The sequence below is a fragment of the Sediminivirga luteola genome (genome assembly GCF_014639315.1).
Lineage (GTDB): Bacteria > Actinomycetota > Actinomycetes > Actinomycetales > Brevibacteriaceae > Sediminivirga > Sediminivirga luteola.
This window is the reverse complement of sequence record NZ_BMFY01000001.1, coordinates 233,651-255,475: the sequence shown is the minus strand read 5'-3', so window position 1 is coordinate 255,475 and position 21,825 is coordinate 233,651. Positions and strand designations below refer to the sequence as shown.

At 71.1% G+C, this 21,825-nt stretch carries 20 protein-coding genes; 5 read left to right on the top strand and 15 right to left on the bottom strand.

The window, feature by feature from the left end:
- Positions 1 to 29: 29 nt before the first annotated feature.
- A complete protein-coding gene (locus IEW13_RS01145) occupies positions 30 to 419 on the bottom strand; it encodes a hypothetical protein (RefSeq protein WP_188549078.1) in 390 nt (129 codons plus the stop codon).
- Between the two features lie 218 nt (positions 420 to 637).
- Positions 638 to 4,168, bottom strand: coding sequence for a chromosome segregation protein SMC (smc, locus tag IEW13_RS01140; RefSeq protein WP_188549077.1), 3,531 nt, complete (start codon positions 4,166 to 4,168; stop codon positions 638 to 640).
- A gap of 377 nt (positions 4,169 to 4,545) precedes the next feature.
- Between smc and IEW13_RS01135 the strand changes: the two genes are divergently transcribed.
- On the top strand, positions 4,546 to 5,181 hold the full coding sequence (locus IEW13_RS01135) for a LysE family translocator (protein ID WP_188549076.1): 636 nt from the start codon (positions 4,546 to 4,548) through the stop codon (positions 5,179 to 5,181).
- Between the two features lie 141 nt (positions 5,182 to 5,322).
- Here the strand turns inward: IEW13_RS01135 and mutM are convergent, their stop codons facing one another.
- The 9 genes from mutM to thiL form a co-directional block, all read right to left on the bottom strand.
- On the bottom strand, positions 5,323 to 6,255 hold the full coding sequence (gene mutM / locus IEW13_RS01130) for a bifunctional DNA-formamidopyrimidine glycosylase/DNA-(apurinic or apyrimidinic site) lyase (RefSeq protein WP_188549075.1): 933 nt from the start codon (positions 6,253 to 6,255) through the stop codon (positions 5,323 to 5,325).
- Between the two features lie 8 nt (positions 6,256 to 6,263).
- Positions 6,264 to 7,073 (bottom strand): ribonuclease III, encoded by an 810-nt coding sequence (gene rnc, locus IEW13_RS01125; RefSeq protein ID WP_188549074.1) that lies wholly within the window; start codon positions 7,071 to 7,073, stop codon positions 6,264 to 6,266.
- A gap of 10 nt (positions 7,074 to 7,083) precedes the next feature.
- On the bottom strand, positions 7,084 to 7,287 hold the full coding sequence (rpmF, locus tag IEW13_RS01120) for a 50S ribosomal protein L32 (RefSeq protein ID WP_188549073.1): 204 nt from the start codon (positions 7,285 to 7,287) through the stop codon (positions 7,084 to 7,086).
- 2 nt (positions 7,288 to 7,289) lie between these two features.
- A complete protein-coding gene (locus IEW13_RS01115) occupies positions 7,290 to 7,823 on the bottom strand; it encodes a YceD family protein (protein WP_188549072.1) in 534 nt (177 codons plus the stop codon).
- A 259-nt stretch (positions 7,824 to 8,082) separates the two neighbouring features.
- The gene (gene coaD, locus IEW13_RS01110) at positions 8,083 to 8,562 is read right to left on the bottom strand and encodes a pantetheine-phosphate adenylyltransferase (protein WP_188549071.1); all 480 of its coding nucleotides are present in this window, start codon (positions 8,560 to 8,562) and stop codon (positions 8,083 to 8,085) included.
- 73 nt (positions 8,563 to 8,635) lie between these two features.
- Positions 8,636 to 9,343, bottom strand: a complete 708-nt coding sequence (locus tag IEW13_RS01105) for an RsmD family RNA methyltransferase (RefSeq protein ID WP_188549070.1) — start codon at positions 9,341 to 9,343, stop codon at positions 8,636 to 8,638.
- Between the two features lie 323 nt (positions 9,344 to 9,666).
- On the bottom strand, positions 9,667 to 11,901 hold the full coding sequence (locus IEW13_RS01100; protein ID WP_188549069.1) for an ATP-dependent DNA helicase RecG: 2,235 nt from the start codon (positions 11,899 to 11,901) through the stop codon (positions 9,667 to 9,669).
- Positions 11,902 to 11,908: 7 nt separating this feature from the next.
- Complete coding sequence (locus tag IEW13_RS01095; protein WP_188549068.1) at positions 11,909 to 13,627, bottom strand: DAK2 domain-containing protein; 1,719 nt, start codon at positions 13,625 to 13,627, stop codon at positions 11,909 to 11,911.
- 200 nt (positions 13,628 to 13,827) lie between these two features.
- A complete protein-coding gene (thiL, locus tag IEW13_RS01090; protein ID WP_229744843.1) occupies positions 13,828 to 14,991 on the bottom strand; it encodes a thiamine-phosphate kinase in 1,164 nt (387 codons plus the stop codon).
- A 77-nt stretch (positions 14,992 to 15,068) separates the two neighbouring features.
- Here thiL and IEW13_RS01085 point away from each other — a divergent pair, with 77 nt between their 5' ends.
- Positions 15,069 to 15,548: a DUF3515 domain-containing protein gene (locus IEW13_RS01085; RefSeq protein WP_188549067.1), complete on the top strand. Its 480-nt coding sequence runs from the start codon at positions 15,069 to 15,071 to the stop codon at positions 15,546 to 15,548.
- A gap of 108 nt (positions 15,549 to 15,656) precedes the next feature.
- Here IEW13_RS01085 and IEW13_RS01080 read toward each other — a convergent pair whose 3' ends face one another.
- Entirely contained in the window at positions 15,657 to 16,190 is a 534-nt protein-coding gene (locus IEW13_RS01080; protein ID WP_188549066.1) for a TetR/AcrR family transcriptional regulator, read from the bottom strand.
- Positions 16,191 to 16,395: 205 nt separating this feature from the next.
- Here IEW13_RS01080 and IEW13_RS01075 point away from each other — a divergent pair, with 205 nt between their 5' ends.
- From IEW13_RS01075 to IEW13_RS01065, 3 genes are all read left to right on the top strand, one after another.
- Positions 16,396 to 17,403 carry an FAD-dependent monooxygenase gene (locus IEW13_RS01075; RefSeq protein WP_188549065.1) on the top strand — a complete coding sequence of 336 codons (1,008 nt, stop codon included), beginning with the start codon at positions 16,396 to 16,398 and terminating at the stop codon, positions 17,401 to 17,403.
- 178 nt (positions 17,404 to 17,581) lie between these two features.
- Positions 17,582 to 18,106, top strand: a complete 525-nt coding sequence (locus tag IEW13_RS01070; RefSeq protein ID WP_188549064.1) for a hypothetical protein — start codon at positions 17,582 to 17,584, stop codon at positions 18,104 to 18,106.
- A 150-nt stretch (positions 18,107 to 18,256) separates the two neighbouring features.
- A complete protein-coding gene (locus IEW13_RS01065) occupies positions 18,257 to 19,849 on the top strand; it encodes a polysaccharide pyruvyl transferase family protein (protein ID WP_188549063.1) in 1,593 nt (530 codons plus the stop codon).
- 148 nt (positions 19,850 to 19,997) lie between these two features.
- On the opposite strand, the gene IEW13_RS01060 is transcribed toward IEW13_RS01065, so the two are convergent.
- The 3 genes from IEW13_RS01060 to IEW13_RS01050 are packed head-to-tail and all read right to left on the bottom strand — an operon-like array spanning position 19,998 to position 21,821.
- On the bottom strand, positions 19,998 to 20,123 hold the full coding sequence (locus tag IEW13_RS01060) for an antitoxin MazE-like protein (protein ID WP_268235159.1): 126 nt from the start codon (positions 20,121 to 20,123) through the stop codon (positions 19,998 to 20,000).
- 7 nt (positions 20,124 to 20,130) lie between these two features.
- A complete protein-coding gene (locus tag IEW13_RS01055) occupies positions 20,131 to 21,282 on the bottom strand; it encodes a D-alanine--D-alanine ligase family protein (protein ID WP_229744842.1) in 1,152 nt (383 codons plus the stop codon).
- Positions 21,279 to 21,821, bottom strand: coding sequence for a YbhB/YbcL family Raf kinase inhibitor-like protein (locus IEW13_RS01050; protein ID WP_188549061.1), 543 nt, complete (start codon positions 21,819 to 21,821; stop codon positions 21,279 to 21,281). The genes IEW13_RS01055 and IEW13_RS01050 overlap by 4 nt, the downstream gene beginning before the upstream one ends.
- Positions 21,822 to 21,825 lie beyond the last annotated feature (4 nt).

Here is a 21,825-nt window from a genome sequence, read left to right as displayed (position 1 = left end):
TCCATTGTGCCGCATCGGCGGCCCGGTCTTCAGGAGCGGCGGCCGAGGACGAGACGCAGACCGGCGAGGAATCCCTGCCCGCCGTTGTCGGGCACCGCCCAGTGGCGGGTGCGCGGGCGGAAGGTCAGCGCGCTGGGCACCCGATGACGGGCCGGCTGGGGCGAGAGCACATAGGAGTGCTCCTTCATGACCGTGACGGCGGCCTGCTCGCGCGTGGCCAGGTGCGCGGTCTCCTCGTCCACGTCGAAGTATCCGCTGGCGTCGTAGCCGGTCCAGGTGTACGGCAGCCGGAAGCGCTCGTTCTCCTTGCGGGAGCTGCGCAGGCGTCCCTCGGCGCGCAAGCCCGGGACGGCTACCAGGAGCACGATCGTGGTCGCGATGGCGAGACAGACCAGGAGCCCGATGATGATGATGTCCATCCCCCGGGCTCCTCCCCTCGTCCAGTCTCGTCATGGTGTTCGCCACCGTATCCGCCACGGTGTTCATCCCCGCGCGCGGTGTGCTGCGCGGCCTGCATCGCGGGCGCTGCATCGCGGGTGAAAAGCGATGTCAGACGTGCCATTACATGGTAGACCACGCATCGGGCGTTCCCGATGTCCCCCAATCTTTCAGCCCGGTCGCATCGCGGCCCTTGACATCAGCGGGGAATGCGCTGGGAGATCACCTGGCTGACGCCGTCGTTCTGCATCGTGACGCCGTACAGCGAGTCGGCCACCTGCATCGTCCGCTTCTGATGGGTGATGATGATCAGCTGCGAGGACTCGCGCAGCTCCTCGAAGATGGTCAGCAGCCGGGACAGGTTCACATCGTCCAGCGCGGCTTCGACCTCGTCCATCACGTAGAACGGGCTCGGCCGCGCCTTGAAGATCGCCACCAGCAGCGCCACGGCGGTCAGCGAGCGCTCGCCGCCGGACAGCAGCGAGAGCCGTTTGACCTTCTTGCCGGCCGGGCGGGCCTCCACCTCGATGCCAGTGGTGAGCATGTCCTCCGGGTCGGTGAGGACCAGTTTGCCCTCGCCGCCGGGGAACAGGACCGGGAAGACCTTGCCGAACTCCCGTGCCGTGTCGTGGTACGCGGCGGTGAAGATCTCCTCCACGTGCCGGTCCACATCGCGCATGATGCCGATCAGGTCCGCGCGGGACTTCTTCAGATCCGCGAGCTGCGTCTCCAGGTAGCGGTGGCGTTCCTCCAGCGCGGCGAACTCCTCCAGTGCCAGGGGGTTGATCTGCCCCATCCTGGCCAGAGTCTTCTCCGCCTGCCTGAGCCGCTTCTCCTGTTCGGCGCGCACATAGGGCTTGCCCGGCGCGTCCGGATCGCCCGGATCGGGTACCGGCAGATGCGGGCCGTACCCCTCCAGCAGCGCCTCCGGTGTGAGGGAGAGCTTCTCCATGGCGCGTTCGGCGGCCGACTCGTACTTGGCGTGCAGCTGCTCGCGGGCGACCTCATCGCGGTGCACCGCCTGGGTGAGGGTGCCGTGGCGCTCCTGCACCTCGTTCATGCGGGTGCCCAGCTCCGTCTGTCCTTCCTTGAGCTGCTCCAGCCGCGCCACGGCTTTCTCCCGCATGGCGACGCCCTGGCTCTCCAGCGCCGCGGCGACCTCAGCGGCCTGCTCCGCCAGCCGGGCGACGGCGGCAGCGCGGCAGGCCGCGGCCTTCCGTGCTTCGCGGCGGCGCGCCGCCTCTTCCCGGGCACGTCGCTCCCGCCGGGCGGTGTCCTGCAGTCCCGTCTGCCGCTTACGGGTGAAGTCCAGCTGGTCCTGCGCCGCACGCAGCGCGAGGGTCGCGTCCATGAGCGCCTCCGCGGCCGTCTGCGCCTCCGCGGCGAGCCGGTCCCGCTCCGCGGGGTCCGACAGGTCCACGGTCTCCCCGGACTCCGCCTCCCGCAGATCCTGCTGCGCCTTGACGTGCTGGGCGCGGTGCCGTTCCAGTTCCTCTTCGGTGCGGGCGATGAGCGTCTCGATGCGCTCGGCCTCGGCTGCGGCGGCACGGACGTTCTGTCCCAGCTGGCCCAGATGCTCGACGGTGGCGGTGATGCGCGCATCGGATTCGTGCAGCGCCGCCAGCGTCTCCTCCACCTCGTCCACGGCGGTCTGCGCGGCGTGCCGCAGCGGCCCCAGTTCGAAGGCCATCCGCTGGATGCGGCGTTCCAGGCGTTCCAGTTCCCCCTGGGTCTCCTCCACTGCGGAGTGCAGCTGAAGCAGTTCCCCGCCGTGCTGCCTCAGGCTGGCCTGCGCCGGGCCGAAGCGCTCCCCGGCCGTGGTCACGACGGTGAGCCCGCGCTCCAGCAGCGCCAGTTCTGCCGGGCCGGCCTGATCGGCGATGACCACCTCGGCCAGCAGGGTCTCCAGCAGCGCCGCGACACCCGCGTCCTCGCCGCGCACCAGGCCGGCGGCGGGACGCGCACCGGGCGGGAGGTCCTCCGGACCTGCGGCACCGGCGGCCTGAGCGGGGCGCAGCGGCGGGTAGCTCAGCGCGAGGCTGCCCGCGTCCTGTTCCCGGGCCAGTGCCAGGACCTCGGCCGCGGCATCGGCCGATTCGACCAGCAGACCCTCCGCATTGCCGCCCAGGGCCACCGTGACGGCGTCCTCGTAGCCGGGTTCCACGGCGATGTGATCGGCCAGCCGGCCACGGACGCCGGGTGCGCCCGCCTCGATCAGCTCGGCGGCCGCGTCGCTGCGTTCCAGCCCGAGGCGCAGCGCCTCGAGCCGGGACTGCAGGGCGGTCCGGGACGCCAGCGCCTCCCGGTGGGCCTTCTCCGCCTCGGCGAGGGCGGCGTCGGCGGTCTCCTGCCGGGCGAGGGCGGCCTCGTGCGCGGCATCGAGGTCCTCCTCCCCGACGTCGACGCTCGCGGCCTCCTGCTCGGCGGCGGTGAACTCGGTCTGGAAGCGCTCGCGGCGCTCCCTCGCCGCCGTCAGCTGCTCGCGCTGCCTGGTCAGTTCGGCCTCGGCGGCCTCCACCCGGGACGCCGCCGTGGACACCTTGCCGGCCAGCGTGGCCAGATGCTCCCGGCGGTCGGCGGCGGCACGGGTCAGTTCCGCGATCCGCCGGTCCTCGGCGCGGTAGGCTTCCTCGGCGGCCTGCTTGGCCTGCGCGGCCTGCTCCCGCCGTGCGGAGAGTTCCGCGACGTGTCCTTCTTGCTCAGCGACCTCCTCGCCGAGCCGTTCCGCCTGCGCTTCGAGCTCCTCGGGGCTGCGCCCGACGCCGGTCTGGTCCTCGCCCTGCTGGTCCAGCAGGGCGGAACGCTCGCCGGCCCGCCTGGCCAGGGCCAGCGCCTTCTGATGGGAGGCCGAGAGCTGGAAGCAGAGTTCACGGGCGGCATCGACGTCCCGGGAGCAGGCGGTGAGCAGCTCCGCGTTCACGTTCAGTTCGCCCTCCAGACGGCGGCGCTCCTCCTCCACCTGAGCGAGTTCGGCCTTCAGCCCCGAGTGGGAGTCGGCCTCCGCGTCGATGCTCGCCTGCAGCTGGGCGAGGTCGTCGGCGAGCAACCGGGCCTGGGCGTCGCGCAGATCCCGCTGGACGGTCTGAGCGCGCCGGGCTGCCTCGGCCTGTCTCCCGAGCGGTCCCAGCTGCTTGGCGACCTCCGCGGTGAGATCGCTCAGCCGGTCCAGATTGGCCTGCATGCCGGTGAGCTTGCGCTGCGCCTTCTCCTTGCGCCGCCGGTGCTTGAGCACGCCCGCGGCCTCCTCGATGAAGCCGCGCCGGTCCTCGGGGGTGGCGCGCAGCACGGCGTCCAGCTGCCCCTGGCCGACGATGACGTGCATTTCCCGTCCCAGGCCGGAGTCGCTCAGCAGCTCCTGCACGTCCAGGAGGCGGGCCTGCTGGCCGTTGATGGCGTACTCACTGCCACCGGACCGGAACAGGGTCCGGGAGATGGTCACCTCGGTGTACTCGATGGGCAGCGCGCCGTCGGAGTTGTCGATCGTGAGCGAGACCTCCGCCCGGCCGAGCGCGGGGCGCGTCGTGGTGCCGGCGAAGATGACGTCTTCCATCTTCCCGCCGCGCAGGCTCTTGGCACCCTGTTCCCCCATCACCCAGGCGAGGGCGTCGACGACGTTCGACTTGCCGGATCCGTTCGGGCCGACGACGCAGGTCACCCCGGGCTCGAAGTGCAGCGTGGTCGCGGAGGCGAAGGACTTGAAGCCGCGCAGGGTGAGTGTCTTCAGGTGCACGGCGTCTCAGTCCCCCTCTCTTGCGCATCCCGCTTGCCGGCCGGCACCGCGGTGTAGCGCTCTCGTCCGGGCCGTCCCGGGAAGCGGCCGGGCCACGGCTGCCCCATGAACCTGGGTGCTGCATGGCGATAACGGCGATTCTATGGCGATTCCGCCGCGGGATGCCCGTTACCGGCACAGCAGCCCGCCATTGGTGCCGCCTGGCGGCGTGGTCTTTGTCCCCGGGCGGCGTGGTCTTGCAGGCGATGTGGTCTGGCTGCGTTCCTTTCGGATGCGGCTGTCCGGAGGGCGCGAGGCGCCCTCCGGCACGAGCGCGCGGCCGGTGCCGGCACCCGGTAGCATCGGCCCGTGACATCGTCGTACCTCAGGCTGCGCGCATGACGCCGCACGGCTGGCTGCTGCTGGCCCTGACCTGGGCTGTCGCCATTGCGACGCCGGGTCCCGATATCTTCCTCCTGCTGCGCCTGGGGGCACGGGAACGGCGCGCCGCCGTCCTGGCGGCACTGGGCATCATGAGCGGCAACGCGCTCTGGATCGCCGCCTCCGTCCTGGGACTGACCGCGCTGCTGCTCACGCTTCCGTGGGCGTTGCCGGTCCTTCAGGCGCTCGGATCCTGCGTGCTGCTCTGGCTCGGGGTGCAGAGCATCCGCGCCGGCGTGACCGGACTGCGCACGGGCACCCGCGACAGCACACCGGCACCGGCCACCCGGCGGCCGTGGGCGCTCGGGCTGATGACGAACCTGTCCAATCCGAAGGCGATCATCTTCTTCACCGCGCTCATCACCCAGTTCCTCCCCGCGGAGGCCAGCGGCTGGGACAAGGCGGGAATCGCCGCGCTGATGATCGTGACCGGTCTGCTGTGGTTCACCGGGGTGGCGCTGGCGGCCTCGGCCCAGGCGTTCCGGCGCCGGTTCCGTCAGGCTGCTCCCTGGCTGGATCTCATCGCCGGCGTGGTGTTCATCGGCGTGGCCGCCGTCATCCTCGCCGAGCTGGCGGTCGCAGCGCTGCCCTGAATCGCATGGGCCGCGCTGAACGGGGACTGCGCCCGGGCGCGTCGAGGCGGGTGCGCTCACGATCATGATGCTCGTCCCGAGCGCCTCGGCCGCGCCTCACGCCGTTCCGGATGCAACTGGAAGGTCCGGCTCCCGGGGGGCTCACCACCGGGGGTTGCGCGGGCGACGCTGGCAGCGGGGGCAGAAATGGGAGCCGCGGTTCATGAACGTCTCCCGGCGGACCGGTTCCCCGCAGCGCCGGCACGGCAGCCCGGCGCGGCCATACACATTGAGACTCCGGTCGAAGTACCCGGATTCGCCGTTGACGTTGACGTAGAGGTCGTCAAAGCTCGTCCCGCCTTCGGCCAGGGCCTGTTCCATCACCTCGGCGCAGTGACGCAGGACCGCTTCGAGCCGCGCGGGCCGCGTCGTGTCGGTGGGCGCGGCATAGTGCACGCCCGCTCGCCACAGGGCCTCATCGGCGTAGATGTTGCCGATGCCGGAGATCAGTCCCTGGTCCAGCAGCGCCCGCTTGACCCCGGTCCGCCTACGGCGCATCCGCGCCAGCACCTCGGCCGGGTCCAGGTGCGGATCGAGCGGATCACGGGCGATGTGTGACACCGGCACCGGCAGCAGGGCCTCGGCGACGCCATCGGCATGGCCTGCCGGGGCGCCGTCGGCGGTGGGCAGCATCGGCGCCAGATGCAGGCCGCCGAACATGCGCTGGTCCTGGAAGCGGATCTGATCGAAGACGGCTCGTTCCGGCGCCGAGAGGGTAAGCACGATGCGGGTGTGCCGGTGCCACTGGTCCGGCGGCTGATCGGCGCGGTGCAGCAGGATCTGGCCGCTCATCCCCAGATGGGCCACGAGCGCGACCGGAAGGGCCCGCCCGTGCAGCGGGATCCAGAGGAACTTGCCGCGGCGCACCGGTTCACCCAGCACGGCGCCGGTCAAGCCCGCGACGAAGCCTGCCGGGCCGTCGGGCTGGCGCCGGACGCTGCGCGCATCGAGTACCTCGACGGATTCGACTCGCCGGCCGGGCACGTGGCGGGCCAGACCGGCCCGGACGACCTCGACCTCCGGAAGCTCAGGCATCGCGCGGCTCAGGACTGCGCTGGGGAGGCGGCGTCGCCGGCTGGCTCCGGCTCCCCGTGCGGCCGCGAGGCCTCAGTGTCCGGGACACCCCGGCTGCGGCCGGCGGCCAGGCGCTCACCGTCGACGATGGCGCGCACGGCGGCCTCGGCGGCCCGGGCTTCAGCGGTCTTCTTGTTCGGACCCACTCCCGAGCCGCGGGTGATGCCGCCCACCTGCGCCAGGGCGGTGAACTCGCGCTGGTGGTCGGGTCCGACGCCGGTGACCTCGTAGCTGACCGCTCCCAGGCCGCGCTGCGCTGCGGTCTCCTGCAGGGTGGTTTTCCAGTCCATCCCGGCGCCGAGCCGGATCGCATCGTCCAGCATGGGTCCGACGATGCGTCGCACGAAGGCGGCGGCCGTCTCCGGTCCCAGGGTGGAGTACACGGCGCCGATGATCGCCTCCAGGGCGTCGGCGAGGATGGAGTCCTTGTCCCGCCCTCCAGTCACCTGCTCGCCGCGGCCCAGCAGAAGGTACTCGCCCACGCCGAGGTCCCGTGCCACCGTCGCGAGGGCACGGGTGTTGACCACGGCGGAACGCATCTTGGCCAGGCGTCCCTCGGGCAGGTCGGGGTTGTCCCGGAACAGGACGTCCGTCACGGCCAGTCCCAGGACGGCGTCGCCGAGGAACTCCAGCCGCTCGTTGGTCGGGAGGTCGCCGTTCTCGAAGGCATAGGAGCGGTGCGTGAGGGCAAGACGAAGCGCCTCGGGGTCGAGGTCGACTCCGAGACGCTCCGTGAATGCCGTCAGATCGGCTCCGCTGCCGGTCGTACCGTCAGCCATGCCAGACCGGTCAGACGTCGGCGACCTTGCGGCCCTTGTACTCGAAGAACAGCGGGGTACCCGCGGAGTCCTCGACGACCTTTGCGTGATGCGGGCGGGAGTACACGACCCGGCCGTTCTCGACGGACTTGACGAGGGCCGGGGCCTTCGCCTTCCACTGCGAACGACGATGGCGGGTGTTGCTGCGCGAAACCTTGCGCTTCGGGACTGCCACGTCTAGCTCTCTTTCTTCTCGTCCAACAAACTCTTCAGTGCCGACCAGCGGGGGTCGGCGTCCTCTGCTTCACTCTCCGGTTCCCAGTCGGCCCCGGTGGTGTAGCTGAAGTCCTCATCGGCGTCGGCCGCGACCGGCTGGAAAGGCAACGCCATCACGATAGCGTCCCGGATCGCCTGCTCCAGGTCAAGCCGGTCGCCTGTGATGCCGTAGACCTCGTCCTCCGCCTCGCCGTCCGCGTCGTAAGCGAACAACTCGTTGATCGGGACTTCAAGGTCCAGGCTGAGCGGCTCCAGTGTCCGCACATCCGTGCCGACTGCGGTTGCCCGCACCGTGCCCGAGACGTAGATGCCCTCCACGACGCTCTCCAGCTGGAGGTCGAGGTGAAGATCGCTGCCCTCTTCGACGCCGATCACTTCGATCCGCAGATCGCCGGGGGCACGTACCGTCTTCTGCAGCGGTTCCCATGCTCCAGGCTTCTGGAACAGGTTCAGCGCCCTCAGGCCGAGGACGAGCTCGCTGGCCGAGCCCTTCACAGTCCCCTCCCCAAAGAAAGATCGACGCTCCCCTTCGGCAGCGCCGAACGCACAGATCAGCACAATTCAGCAGCCGCCAGTCTACCCCACAGTGCCAGCCCGGGCCAAAGCGAGCTTTCACAGCCCTATCCAAGTGAACAGCGGCCCGAGCGACCCCAGTCGTCGCTGTTGACGCCGGTTGCACCTCGGGTGGCCCGCGGCAACCGGGGTCGTGCATTCAGCCAAGCATCACAGTGACGCCGAGGCGTCACCGGAGACGTCAGGAGGCTTTGGCCGCGAGCGCCCGGGCGACGACGGGGGGAACCAGCGCGGACACATCGCCGCCGTTGACGGCGACTTCCTTGACCAGGGAGGAGGACACATGGGCGAGCGCGGCGTCACCGCTGATGTAGAGGGTCTCCAGACCGGTCAGGTGCCGGTTCATCATCTCCATGCGGCGCTCGTATTCGTAGTCCGTGCCCGAACGCAGGCCCTTGATCACTGCCGGGGCCTCGATGCGGCGGCAGTAGTCGGCCAGCAGGCCACCGGGCACCTCGTCGAGCCGGATGTTCGCCGCCCTGTCCTGCAGCGCCTCCTCCAGGAAGGCGAAGCGCTCGGGGATGGTGAACATGCCGGCGGGCTTGGACGGGTTGTGGACCACAGCCACGATCACCTCGTCGAACAGCCGCGCCGCGCGCAGGAAGACGTCGACATGGCCGTTGGTGACGGGGTCATAGGAGCCGGGGCACACCACTCGCATGGTTCCCAAGCCTACGCCGCCTGCGCGTGTTCGGGGACCGATGTGTTCAGCGGCAGCGCTTCGGCAGTCGTCATCACCCGTCAGCGTCCGGCGGTACCGGTTCCAGGTAGTACAGCGCGGTTTCCCCGTACGTCTTCCGGCGGAACGTCTCCAGTCCGGTCGGGGCTTCCGGTTGGGGGCTTCGCGCCGAGCGCTCGACTACGACGACGGCCTCGTCGCTCAGCAGGGGAAGCAGAGCCGTGAGCACCTCGCTCAGCGCCTGCTCCGATAGGTCGTAGGGCGGGTCGATGAAGACCAGCCCGAACCCGTTGCTCTTCCCGGATTGCATGGGCCGGGTGGCCTCACCGGACTGCGGGATCCGGCCGTCCTCGCCGAGCTGTGACGATGGCCCGGATTGCAGAGGCCGGCCGGGCTGGCCGGGCCGCCGAAGCGCCGCGGGCTGGCCGGGTTGGCTGGCGCGCTGCAGATACGACTGCGCCGTCTGGCCGGCGACGACGACGCGGTCCCCCGCTACCGCTGCGGCGTTGGCCCGGAGCGCGGTGAGCGCGGGACGTGCGGGATCGACGAGGACGGCGGAGGAAGCGCCGCGGCTGACCGCCTCCAGCCCGAGCGCACCCGAACCGGCGAACAGGTCCAGGACGTGCTGTCCCTCGATGGCGTGCAGCGATTCCAGCGCGGAGAACAGCGCTTCCCGGACCCGGTCGCTGGTGGGCCGGGTGCCCTCGCCCCTGGGCGTGCGCAACCGCAGACCGCCGTGCACGCCGGCAATGATCCTCGTCATCCCTGCTCCTCGCCGCTCCTCAGCTCCGCGTGACCGTCGGTCCTGCGCGGCCGCCACCACCGTATTCGTCCGGCACCTGTCTCTGCACTGCGCCGGATCCGGTCGCACCCCCACGTGCGTCGCGAACCGGCTTCGCCCGCCAGCTCGGCGCTGGGGTGCGCCTTAAGCGCGCCGTATGCCCGTCCATCCGCCATCCCGGCTCCGGAATGCGGACCCCGGCTCCGGAAATACGGGCCCAGCCCCCGCCGTGCCGGCGCCCCGGTGCGTCACGCGCACCTCCCGGGCCGTCCGTGGAGAGCTCGGCAGCAGAACGCGACAGGCTCTCAGGCCAGGTCGATGTACTGCTCCCGGTCCTCGCTCAGGATCTCACGGCACAGGGCTGCCAGGGCCGGGTGCGCCTCCAGGCCGGGGTCCTCGGCCACGATCGCCACCGCCTCCTCCCGCGCCCTGGCCAGGACGCGGTGGTCGTCGATGACGCTCAGCAGCTTGAGCCCGCTGCGTCGCCCGGACTGGTCGCGCCCCAGGACGTCGCCTTCGCGCCGCTGCCGGACATCCAGCTCGGAGAGCTCGAAGCCGTCGTTACTGCCGGCCACCGCGCTCAGCCGCTGGAACGCCTCGGATTCCTCCGTGTCCTCGGTGACCAGGAAGCACAGTCCCGGTTGCCCGCCGCGGCCGACTCGCCCGCGGATCTGGTGCAGCTGGGCGATCCCGAAGCGGTTCGCATCCAGCACCAGCATCCCGGTGGCGTTGCGCACGTCCACGCCCACCTCGATGACGGTGGTCGCCACCAGCACGTCCACCTCGCCGCGGGCGAACCGCCCCATCACGGCGTCCTTCTCCTCGGGACGGAGCCGGCCGTGCATGATCTCCGCGGTACGGCCGTTGAACTCCGGCCTCGCGAGGACTGCCTCCAGCGCATCCTGCACACCCCAGCCGCCTTTGGCGCCGGTGGCCTCGGCGGCACCGGGCGGCTCACCGACGCCGTCCACGCCGGCTGCCTCGTCGGCGCCGTCCACAGCTGCGCTCCTGCCGCCTGCCTCGTCGCCGATGCGGGGCACCACGATGTAGACCTGCTGGCCGGCGTCGACGAGCTCGGCCAGCCGCTGCCACACGCGTTCCATCCAGTGCGGATGCGAGCCCAGCGGCACGGCGTGGGTGGAGATGTCGCGGCGGCCCGAGGGCAGTTCGTCGAGCACGGAGACGTCCAGATCGCCGAAGACCGTCATGGCGACCGTGCGCGGGATGGGCGTGGCGGTCATCACGAGCGTGTGCGGCACCGCGTCGCCGCCTTTTCCGCGCAGCGCCTCACGCTGGTCGACACCGAACCGGTGCTGCTCGTCCACCACCACCAGGCCGAGCTGGAAGAACGAGACCCGGTCCTCCAGCAGGGCGTGGGTGCCCACCACGATGTCCGCCTCGCCGGTGACGATGTCCAGCAGTGCCTGCCGTTTGAGCGCCTGAGGCATGGACCCGGTGAGCAGGACCACCTTGACCCGGTCGCCGAGTTCGCCGAGGGCCCCGGTGAGGGACGCGAAGTGCTGGGCGGCGAGCACCTCTGTGGGCGCCAGCAGCACCGCCTGGCCGCCGGCGTCGACGGTCTGGAGCATGGCGCGCAGCGCCACCAGGGTCTTGCCGGCGCCGACCTCGCCGTGCAGCAGCCGGTTCATGGGCGATTCCCGGGCGAGGTCCGCCCCGATCTCCTCACCGGCGCGCCGCTGCGCCGCGGTGAGCGTGAACGGGAGCGCCTCGTCGAAGACACGCAACACACTGTCCTGGTCCTCGGGTCTAAGCGGGCGCGGCACGGCACTGGCCGCGGCGGTGTCGGCGCGGCGCCTGGCCAGCACGGTCTGCAGGGCGAAGGCCTCCTCGAACCGGAACCGGGCCAGACCGCGGTGGGCGTCCTCCATGGTGGCCGGGGTGTGCACCAGGCGGAGCGCCTCGACCAGCTCGGGGTAGCCGTGGCGGCGGCGCAGGGGCGCCGGCAGCGGATCGTCGACGGGCTCGACGAGGATCAGCTCAAGCAGCTGCCGGATCACGGTCATGACGGTCTTGGTGCTCAGATCCGCGGTGGCGGGGTACAGCGGCGTGGGGCGGATCGCCACTTCCAGCGCGGATTCCTCGTCCAGGGCCACCTCCCCGGGCTCGTCGAGCCAGCGCGGCGAGGCGAGCTGCAGTTTGCCGCGGTACAGGCCGGTCTTGCCGCTGAGCACCATGGAGCGGCGGCCGGTGAGCTTGCGTTCCAGCCAGGGCTGGTTGAAGAACGTCGCCGTCAGCTCCGCACCGGAGTCATCCCGCAGGCGCACCTCGGTGAGGTGACCGCGCCGCGAGTGCATCCGGCGGGAGCCCACCGAGACGATGCGGCCCTGCACGGTGGCTTCGACGCCGATTTCCAGTCCGGCCAGGTCGGTCAGCTCCCCGGGGTCGATGTACCGCCGGGGGAAGTACCGCAGCAGCGCGCCGGCGGTGGCCAGGCCCGCCTCGCGGAAGGCCTTGGCCTGGCGCGGCGGGACGAAGGCGGACAGGGAACGGTCCAGGAACGGCTTCTCGGTGGCGGTCATGCGTGCCTCACTCCACTCCGACCAGCAGCAGATCGGCCGACTGGTGCCCGTCCAGGACGCTGATCTCCGTCTCGGGGTGGTGCTGCGCCAGCCAGGAACGCAGCTCGGGCACGACACCGGGCGGCAGCTCCGCGCCTGTGACGAGGGTGATGAGTTCACCGCCGGCGCCCAGCAGCCGGTCCAGCAGACCACGGGCGACCGGGAGCAGCCGGTCCGACACCAGGCGGGTACGACCGTCGATGCGGGCGAGGTAATCGCCGATGGCGACCTCGCCGGCAGGGGAACTCCCGGCGTAGGTCGCCCGGCGCACGGCGCCGGTACGGGTGGCCGCAGCGGTTTCGGTCATGTCCTCGGCGAGGTCGGCGGCCTCGGCGGCAGGATCGTGGACCGCCAGGGCACTCAGTCCCTGGACGGCCGCGCGACTGCGTACGAGATGCAGGTGCGCGTGCGCCGTCCGCGGCAAGGAGCGCAGATGGGTGCGGGCACGTTGCAGGGCGGCCCGGTGGTTGGGCAGGACGATGAGCGGCCGCTCCGGGTGCTCGGCCAGCAGCGCGTCCAGATGCGCGGGCACGGTGTCGGCCGCCGGGTCCAGGGGAATGGCGAGTGCGCCTCCGAGGGCGAAGAGCATGGCAAGGGAGGTCTCCTTCGCGAAGGCCACCACCAGCGGGCCCTCCTCACCGGAGCCGGCTGCGCCGGCGGCTCCCGGCAAACCGTGCTCACGTCCGCGCCCGAGCCGTTCCATCCGCAGCGCGGTCAGCGGTGCCGGTGCCGCGAGGATCGCCAACGCCTGGCGGGCGGGCGCCTCACCGGGGAGGTGCAGGTGCAGCCGCGCGGCTCCCAGCGCTGGCGGGCTCAGGGGCGAGAGCACGAGCGAATCCGCGCCGAGCGCGCCCAGCCGTTCCCGCAGGGCCCGGTAGGCGTCCTCATCGGGCATCGCCATGAGGTCCGCGACGATCTCCAGGGCCGTCTGCCCCTCGCCCGCAGCGCCGGCCATAGGTGCGCGAGCCGTCGCGGCTGGCGGTTCATCACCGCTCCCCACCTGCAGCGGCAGCGGCTCCGGCCGGCTGACCGGCTGCAGCAGCCCGGTCCGGGCGGGCGGCATGGTGCCGGTGCCGATCACGTAGAGGGCATCGACGAGTTCGAGCACGCCCATGCCGCCGGCGTCCACCACTCCGGAGGCGGAGAGCACGCTCAACTGCTCCGGGGTGCGCGCCAGGGCGTCCCGGGCCGCACGGTGCACGGCATGGATCTGCTCCTCCAGTCCGGCTCCGGCGCGGGCTCTGGCTTCGCGCGCAATGGCATCCATGATGCTGAGCATGGTCCCGTCGACCGGCGCGGCGACCGCACGGCGGGCGCGGGCGGCGGCGAGTTCCAGCGCCGAGGCGAGCGCGCCGGCGTCGGCGACGGCGATCCCCTCCCAGGCATCGGCGCATCCCTGCAGCGCCACCGAGAGGATCAGACCGGAGTTGCCGCGGGCCCCGCGCAGAGCTCCCCGCGCCATGGCGCTGAGCACCTCGTGCAGGGCAGCCTCGTGCGGCAGCCGTTCCACGGCCCGGTGGGCGGAGAGCAGGGTGAAGTAGAGATTGGTGCCGGTGTCGCCATCGGCCACCGGGAAGACGTTGATGTCGTCGATCGCGCTGCGTTCATCGCGCAGATTGGCCAGGGAGCGGCGCGACCACGCCCGCGCTGCCCGCGCGCTGAGCTCGGCCCGGCTTCCGGTGCTCACCGTTGCTCCTTCCTGCCCTTTCCGTTCGCCCCGCGTTCCGGTCCCGCCCGGCGGCGGAACCGGTTCCTGCCTCCGGCGCTACCCGCACGTCCTTTTCCGCCCGGCAGCGGCACCGGCTGACGCGCGGGACCGGCGCGGACGTTCGGGCCGGGTATCCGGCGTCGGCCGCGTTCGGGCCACCCCGCCCCGTGTGCGGGAACTCACCCCTGCCGGAAGTGGCTGAACCCGGAGTGAGGATCGGCCGGAACACCGTCGACGCTCACGAGGCCGGCCTGCGCCTGGCCGTCCTCCGCGGCGAGTACCCTCCCGACGATCTGAAAGCCTACCGGCAGGGACGGACACCCCGGTGTGCCCGCGTGCTCCGGTGTGCCCGTGGCAGGGAACACCGCCAGCAGGCCATGGTCCTCACCGCCGCCCAGAAGCCAGCGCCGTGCCTGTTCCTGCGGCGTCGCATCCTCCCGTGCCGCCTCATCCGCTGCCTCTTCCTCCGGCCGCACCGTGCCGAGCAGCCTGGCGGCGGGCAGCAGCTCGGCGGTGAGCGCGCGCAGCGCCGGAGAAGAGCCGTCGATCTCGATCCGCACTCCGCTGGCGGCGGCGACCCGGCCGAGGTCCTGGACCAGGCCGTCGGAGGCGTCGATGAGCGCCCGCGCTCCCGCCCGGGCTGCCTCAGGCCCGGACAGGTAGGGCGGCCGGGGGCTCAGCTGCGCCCCGATGAGCGCGTCGAGCGCGTGCGGTTCGGCCCCGGCGAGGCCGCAATCAGCCTCTCCGAACGCACCGGGGCGATACCCGGCCAGCAGCAGCTCGAGTCCGGCGGCGGCCCGCCCCACGGTGCCGGCGAGCGCCACCAGATCACCGGGCCGCGCCCCCGAGCGAGTGACCGGCGGGCGCCCGTCGAGTGCGCCGAACGCCGTCACCGAGACCGTGATCTCACCGGCTCCGGAGAGATCACCGCCGAGGACGGCAGCACCACCCCGGGCGGCTTCAGCCGCCAGCCCCGAGGCCAGGTTCTCCACGAAGGCCACGGGGACGTCGCCGGGCAGTCCGAGGGCGACGACGAGGCCGGTGGGCCGGGCGCCCATGGCGGCGACATCGGCGAGATTCTGCGCGGCGGCTTTGATGCCCAGGGCGGTGCCGTCGCCCCAGTCGCGGTGGAAGTCCCGGCCCTCCACGAGCATGTCGGTGGTGATGACCTGGTCGCCGGGCGCGCGGACGACGGCTGCGTCGTCTCCGGGGCCGAGCAGCACGCCGCCGCGTGCCTCGGCAAAGGGACGCTCTGGTCCGGGCGGGTGACGGTCAGGGTCCACCAGGGGCAGGATGCGGGCGAGGAGGCCGTCCTCCCCGAGATCGGCGCAGCGTAGGGTCACGCCCTTAAGTGTTCCACGGCCAGCGGCTGCGGGCGCTGCTCCAGGCCCGCGGCTGGCGGGCGGTATCCTGGATGCCGATGAGAACCCTTCGCGTCACCGCCCTCGTGATGCTCACCGCGGTGTCGGTGAGTTCCTGCGCCCATGCCGTGATGGTGGAGCCGGCGGCCGATGCGGCCGATCCGGACTGCGCGGAGGTCATGCTCCGCCTGCCGGATGAGGTCGGAGGGAACGAACGCCGCGATACGACCTCGCAGGCGACTGCCGCCTGGGGCGATCCGAGCGCGGCCATCCTGCGGTGCGGCGTGGAGCCCCCGGGCCCGACCACCACCCCCTGCGTCTCGGTCAACGGCGTGGACTGGCTCAGCGAGGAGGCCGGGGACCATTGGCTCTTCGTCACCTACGGCCGCGAGCCGGCGGTCGAGGTGCTGGTCTCCAATGACGCGGTGGGCGGCCAGACCGTGATCACCGAGCTCAGCGGTGCGGTCGCCGTGCTGGAGCAGGAACGTGAATGCGTCTCGGTGGAGGACGCCACGGTCGTCGACGAGGAAGGCCAGTAACCGCATCGGCGGCCTGTGGCTGAGCGGCCTAGGGCGGGGCGGCCACAGCGGTAGCAGGTCAGCCACGCGGCATGACGTCGCGGGACAGCGGCCGGCGAGAGGTGGCTGTCAGTCGCCTCTCATGAGCCGGAGCAGTGCGGTGGCCATCTCCCCCTCGGCGGGAAGCGCGCCGGGCCCATAGGTCACTCCCCGCAGCATGAGGCCGTCCAGCGCTGCGAGGACCACCCCGGTGTCCTCGGCCGTCCCGCCGAGTGCCCGCACCATCTGCTGCAGTTCGGCTCCCAGGCGCCGGTTGGTCTCCGCCGTCTCTTCCGGGAGTTCCATCTGCAGGTAGTACCGCGCCTTCTGCACCCGGTTCAGGGGCGGCTCCGCGATGGCCCGGATCATGCGCTCCAGGGCGTGCGCGAGGGCTTCGAGGTCCTGCACCGGGCCCGGGTCGTGGCTCCATTGGGCGCGGTCGAGTTCCTCCATCCGCGCCACGATGCCCTGCAGCAGTTCCGTGCGACGGCCGAAGAGGTTCGCGGTACTGCCCAGCGGCAGCCCCGCTTCGCGGTCGATGGCCCGATGCGTCAGCCCCCGCGGTCCCTCCGCCCCCAGGACGCGGACGGCGGCGTCGAGGATCTCGTGGCGGCGGCTGGACATGCCCACATGATCCCATGCGTCCCGTTCCCGTTTCCGTTCCCCTCATCTCCCTCCCCAGTTCGCGTCGCCTCCCGAGCTGGGCGCCGTTCCGCCTCCGCAACGAGGTCCTGCACGGTGCCTCGCGCCTGTCCCGGCACACCGCAGCGGTCCCCGATCCCGTTCCCTCAGCAGGGGCGTGAAACAACATCTGTTGTACAGTGGCGGCATGCGCACAGCACATATCGTCGGCGGCGGGGTCTCCGGCCTGGCCCTGGCCGGGTTCCTCAGCTGCGGCTGGGACGTCCATCTGCACGAAGCCGACTGGGATGCCCGGCCGGTGCCGACGCTCTTCGGCATCCAGACGGGTGGCCGCCGGGCACTGGAGGCCTTGGGGCTCGGCGCGGCGCTCCGGAGGGAATCACTGCAGATCAGCGAGGGGCTGCTGCGCGACGGTGCAGGCCGCGTCCTGGCGCGGGTGCGCGGCGCCGATGTCCAGCTGATCCCGCGGCCCGTTCTCATCGGGCTTCTGCGCGACCGGTTGCCCAGCCGGGTGAGCGTCCACCGGCGCACCGTGGCGACCAGCCGGGACCTCGCCGGGGATCTCATCGTCGGCGCGGACGGCGTGCACAGCCTCATCCGGCAGGAGCACTGGCGCCGGTCCGGCGCCCGGCCCCTACCGGTCACCGTGCTCAGGGGCGTCATCGACGCCGATCTGAGCGAGCACGCCCTGCAGGAGATCTGGCGCGCCGACGGGCTGTTCGGCATCACCCCGCGACCGGGCGGAGGGGTGAACTGGTTCGCCACCGTTCCGCGGCAGCGGTTCGCCGGCAGGGACGAGGCCCTGGATGCGCTGCGCGCCCGCTGGGACCAGGGCCCGGCTGGGCCAGCGGAGGTCCTGCGCCACGCCGATGCGGAGAACACGCTGGTCAACGACCTATGGGAGTCCCGGTGGCCCGGACGGCTGGTGCGCGGGCATGCCGTGCTGATCGGGGACGCGGCGCATGCCATGGCACCGAACCTGGGGCGCGGTGCCAACGAGTCGCTGGTGGACGCGCTCGTCCTGGGGCGGGCGCTCACCGCGGGTGCGACGTCCCGGGCGCTGCGCCGCTACGAGTCCACCCGGCTGATCTCCCCGCAGCTGCTGCGCCGGGCGTCCCGGACGATGCTCGGTGTGGCCACGACCCGTCACGAGCGCCTCCGGTCAGCCGCGTTCGCACCGTTGCCGAAAGGCTGAAAGAGCGCCTGGTCAAAGGCTGAGAGAGCACCTGATCAAGGGCTGAGAGGCGTGGCCGAAGCTGGCCTTCTGCGACGAGGGCGGAGAGGATGGGAACAGCAGCCCATCTCTGGCGCCCGGCACAGTACGGCTCACATGGCTCGCATGCTGCGGTGCCCGGTTCGAAGGAGGACGAACCATGTTCCGCCGCACTCCCGCGAGGATGATCGGCCTCCCCGCCTGCGCCGGCATGGTGCTGCTGAGTTCGTGCGCGGTTCCGGGCGGCCCCGAGCCCGGGGCAGACGACGCCGCCAACGGCACGCCGGTGACCGCGCCCGCCGCCACCGCCGAAGAACCCGGTACCGGCGACGAAACCGCGACCAGTGAGGAAGACGTCGCGGTCGCGCGCTACGAGCAGAGCCAGCGCGGAGGCGACTCCGCCCTGGCCGAAGGCCGGCTGCGCGTGGACGAGGGCGGCTGCCTTGTCATGGACCTGGATATGGACGGGATGACAGAGGAGGAGACGATCCTGCCCGTCTTCCCCAGCTGGGGCGATCCGCACTGGGACGAGGGGCTCGTCTTCGACGGTCAGCGCTACGGGGAAGGCGCGCACGTCTCCATGGGAGGCGGCTATCACGCGCAGCCTTCGGGCGAGCGCCCCGGGACGTTGCCGGACACCTGCCCCGCCGACCTCACGATGCTCACGGTCTCCCAGGTGGGCTGACAACGACCCCTGCCAATAGACTGTTCAGCGCGCATCTTCCCGCAGGCAGGCACGCGAAAGCAAAGATGCGCGGAACTATGCGAACCACTAGGATGTAGGGCACGTCGCGCCCCGCGCGAGAGTGACCCCGAACCCCTGAGGAGCCACGCCATGCGAATCGTCGTCATCGGAGACGTCGGCTGGAGCAACTTCTACCATCTCGGTGACGAAGCGATGACAGAGCTGGCGATCGACGAGCTACGGCGGCGCGACAGCGGCGATCAGATCACGTTGATCGCGGGCGATCCGGAGCATGCTCGGGAACTGTACGACGTGGAATCCATCAGCCGCATAGGTTTCCGTGGCGGAGACCGTCGCTTCAACGAGCGCCGGCAGCGTCAGGTCCTCGAACACGCTCAGGGCAAAACCTCGCTGGGGGAAGATGATTCCGCCGTCGCCGTGATCGAGGCGGTACGGGATGCAGACGCGGTCCTCGTGGCCGGCGGAGGGAATCTCAATTCGATGTTCCCGCAGCACATTTTCGAGCGGGAGACGCTCTGCCGGATTGCGCAGCACTTCGAGGTGCCTTACGGGTTCACCAGCCAGACCGTGGGCCCGCGCGTCGACCCCGACGACCGGCGCCGGCTGCGGGAGGTTTTCTCGAAGGCTGCTTTCGTCGGTGCTCGCGAAGCCCACACGCACTCGCTGCTGTCGGATTTCAACCTGCCTGACGGCGTGCTGTACCGAATGGTGGATGATGCCTTCTCGCTAGGTCCGCGTGAAGAGGACCGCGAGGCGGTCGCAGACCTGACCGACGGCCCGTTCGTGATCGCGAGCTTTGCGGAGAAACCGTCGAGCAAGCTGATCACCCAGGACGACTACCATCGGCTGATCGCTTCGACGCTGACGCAGATCGCCCAGGAACACGATTGCCGGGTGCTACTCGTACCCCACGGTGCTCATCCCATGCCCGGGCAGAGCATCCGTGATCAGTCCGCCAACACCACCATCGCCCATTACGCCGCCGATGATCGAGTTCAAACAGTCCGCATGATCACGGCGCGGGAGCTGGCCGCTCTGTCGGAGCAGGCCTTGCTCGTCATCGGCAGCCGGTATCACGCCGGTATCTTCGCCGTACGTGCCGGAGTTCCGGCCATCTCGTTGGCGCCGCACGCGTATTCATCCATCCGGATGCGCGGGGCACATGGCAACGTCGGCTTGGACGAGTTCGTTTTCGATATCGATTCCTGGCGTCATGGGGCCGTCCTAGAGGCGGTCCGGGTAGCGCTCCAGCGCCGGGAAGAGCTAGAACGGCACTGTGCTCGCGTGCAGGAGCAACGGCTGGCCGAACACAGCGTCTGGTGGGACTTCCTGCTCGCCCGGCTGAACAACAAGCGGCCGCGTAAGCTGCCGGTCTTCGAGCCGGTGGAATCCTTCCCGCTCGGTCTTCCCAGCGCGTGGGCCACGAGCGCGCTGCTGGATGCCACAGAGCGACTCGACCAGCGGGTGCAGGAAGTGGAAGCCAAACTGCGCGAACGCTCCGCACAGCTCGACAAGGCGAATAACGAGATCGCCGAGATCCGAGACCAGCTGGCGGCATCCGGGGCCACCTTGGGCCGGCACGAGGCTGAACGGCAAGACCTCAAGCGCGAAGTGAAGGAGCTGCGGTCGCGGCTGACCGCTGCTGAGCGGTTCTCCCTCTCCCAGCCGGTGCGCTTGGGGAAGAACGTCGCGCGTGGCGTGAAACGGCGCCTCAAGCGCTGAAACGCCTGACGCCACCGCAAGCGACTCCCCGGCCTACTTCACGTTGGGCTGGCTGGCGTGCATCGCCGCCTCGTTCGCGCTGAGCTTGGTGTGGGGCCGCATTCCCGGCATGCGCCGCATCCTCGGCTGAACCCGGCTGTGCGCCGCGCTAGTCCTCGTCCCACCATTCAGCGCGCGTCTCATCCAGCCACACCATGGTGTCGTCCTGCTGATCCGCCTCAGCGACTACTTGCATCTGCCGTTGCACTTCTGCAGCGTAGCCCGGTGCCGTCACATCTCTCCTACCGCAGGCCGGTGCTGCGTTCCAGTGCCAGGGCGAGCAGCCGGTCCACCAGCGCCGGGTAGCTCAGCCCGGTCGCCTTCCACATGAGGGGGAACATCGACGACGGGGTGAATCCCGGCAGGGTGTTGAGCTCGTTCACCAGGACGCCGCCGTCTTCGAGCACGAAGCAGTCCACCCGAGCCATGCCCTCGCAGCCGAACGCCTCGAAGGTGCGCACCGCGGCGTCCTGCACGGCGCTCTGCACGCCGCGGTCCACCTCCGCCGGGCAGCGCAGGTCCACCGCGGAACCGTCCAGGTACTTGGCCTCGTAGTCGTAGAACTCACGGTCGGAGGAGACCACGATCTCCCCCAGCAGGGACGCCTCCGGTGCGGCGCCACCGAGCCCGGCCAGCACGCCGCACTCGATCTCGCGGCCGACGATCTGCGGCTCCACGAGCACCTTCCGGTCGTGCTGGCGTGCCGCCTCGACAGCGGCCAGCAGTTCCTCGCGCCCGGTCACCTTCGAGATCCCGATGCTGGAGCCCGCCCGCGCCGGCTTCACGAACAGCACCTCGCCGAGCGCCAGGGCACGCTCCAGGGACCGTTCCCGGTCGTGGCGCCACTGCGTCTCGGTGATGACGGCGTACGGCGCCACCGGCAGGCCGGCGGCTTCCAGCACCACCTTCATGTAGTGCTTGTCCATCGACGCCGATGAGGTGAACACCCCCGCCCCGACGTAGCGGGTGTCGGAGAGCTCCAGCAGTCCCTGCACCGTGCCGTCCTCGCCGTAGGGGCCGTGCAGGACGGGGAAGACCACGTCGATGACGCCCAGGCTGCGCCGTTCGCCCTCGGCGGTCACCTCGAACGCCGCGGCACCGTCAGCGGACAGCGGCAGGTACACGGCGCTGCCGTCCTCGGTCACCTCGGGCGGTTTGCCTCCGGAGAAGGCGAACTCCACGGCGTCGGGGACGAGCCGCCAGGTGCCCTGACGGGTGATGCCGATGGCCAGGACGTCGTACTTCTCCGGATCGATGGCAGAGAGCACGCCGGCGGCGGTCACGCAGCTGACCGGGTGCTCGTCGGACCGGCCGCCGAACAGCACCGCGACCCGTGGCCGGCGAGCGGCGGATGCCCCGCCGGCCGAGCCGTCGGCGTTCATCGCGTGGTTCATGCGGTCGCTTCGTAGGTGCCGTGGATCCACGCACGGCCGATCACGGTGGAGAAGACGTTGAAGCCGAGGAACGCCGGGGTCGCGTCCTCGCCCAGGTCCAGGCGTTCGACGTTCAGCGCCGAGACGATGAAGTAGTACCGGTGCGGGCCGTGACCGGCCGGCGGGGCTGCGCCGATGTACCTGGCAGCACCGGCGTCGTTGCGCAGCGTGAGCGCGCCCGCGGGCAGCAGCCCGGCGTCCGGATTGCCGGCGTCGGCCGGCAGTTCGGTCACCTCGGCGGGGATGTTGGCCACGGCCCAATGCCAGAAACCCGATGTCGTGGGCGCATCGGGATCATAGGCGAAGACGGTGTAGGACTTCGTTCCCTCCGGGGCGCCCGACCAGCGCAACGCCGGCGAGACGTCCTGGCCGCCGGGGACGCCCATGAGACCGGAGGTCTGGGCCGCGGCAAGCACGCCGCCGTCCTCCAGATCCGGACTCTGCAAGGCGAATCGCGGCACCTCCGGAAGCTTCCAGAAGGGTGAGTTCTCAGCCGTCATGGTT

Bases quoted from the DNA above. Each gene is read 5' to 3' on its own strand.
- IEW13_RS01105 (WP_188549070.1), bottom strand. From the start codon at position 9,343: ATGACGAGGATCATTGCCGGCGTGCACGGCGGTCTGCGGTTGCGCACG.
- IEW13_RS01100 (WP_188549069.1), bottom strand. From the start codon at position 11,901: ATGACCGCCACCGAGAAGCCGTTCCTGGACCGTTCCCTGTCCGCCTTC.
- mutM (WP_188549075.1), bottom strand. From the start codon at position 6,255: ATGCCTGAGCTTCCGGAGGTCGAGGTCGTCCGGGCCGGTCTGGCCCGC.
- rnc (WP_188549074.1), bottom strand. From the start codon at position 7,073: ATGGCTGACGGTACGACCGGCAGCGGAGCCGATCTGACGGCATTCACG.
- IEW13_RS01085 (WP_188549067.1), top strand. From the start codon at position 15,069: ATGAGAACCCTTCGCGTCACCGCCCTCGTGATGCTCACCGCGGTGTCG.
- IEW13_RS01065 (WP_188549063.1), top strand. From the start codon at position 18,257: ATGCGAATCGTCGTCATCGGAGACGTCGGCTGGAGCAACTTCTACCAT.
- IEW13_RS01050 (WP_188549061.1), bottom strand. From the start codon at position 21,821: ATGACGGCTGAGAACTCACCCTTCTGGAAGCTTCCGGAGGTGCCGCGA.
- IEW13_RS01070 (WP_188549064.1), top strand. From the start codon at position 17,582: ATGTTCCGCCGCACTCCCGCGAGGATGATCGGCCTCCCCGCCTGCGCC.
- IEW13_RS01145 (WP_188549078.1), bottom strand. From the start codon at position 419: ATGGACATCATCATCATCGGGCTCCTGGTCTGTCTCGCCATCGCGACC.
- IEW13_RS01075 (WP_188549065.1), top strand. From the start codon at position 16,396: ATGCGCACAGCACATATCGTCGGCGGCGGGGTCTCCGGCCTGGCCCTG.
- coaD (WP_188549071.1), bottom strand. From the start codon at position 8,562: ATGCGAGTGGTGTGCCCCGGCTCCTATGACCCCGTCACCAACGGCCAT.
- IEW13_RS01135 (WP_188549076.1), top strand. From the start codon at position 4,546: ATGACGCCGCACGGCTGGCTGCTGCTGGCCCTGACCTGGGCTGTCGCC.
- IEW13_RS01055 (WP_229744842.1), bottom strand. From the start codon at position 21,282: ATGAACCACGCGATGAACGCCGACGGCTCGGCCGGCGGGGCATCCGCC.
- IEW13_RS01080 (WP_188549066.1), bottom strand. From the start codon at position 16,190: ATGTCCAGCCGCCGCCACGAGATCCTCGACGCCGCCGTCCGCGTCCTG.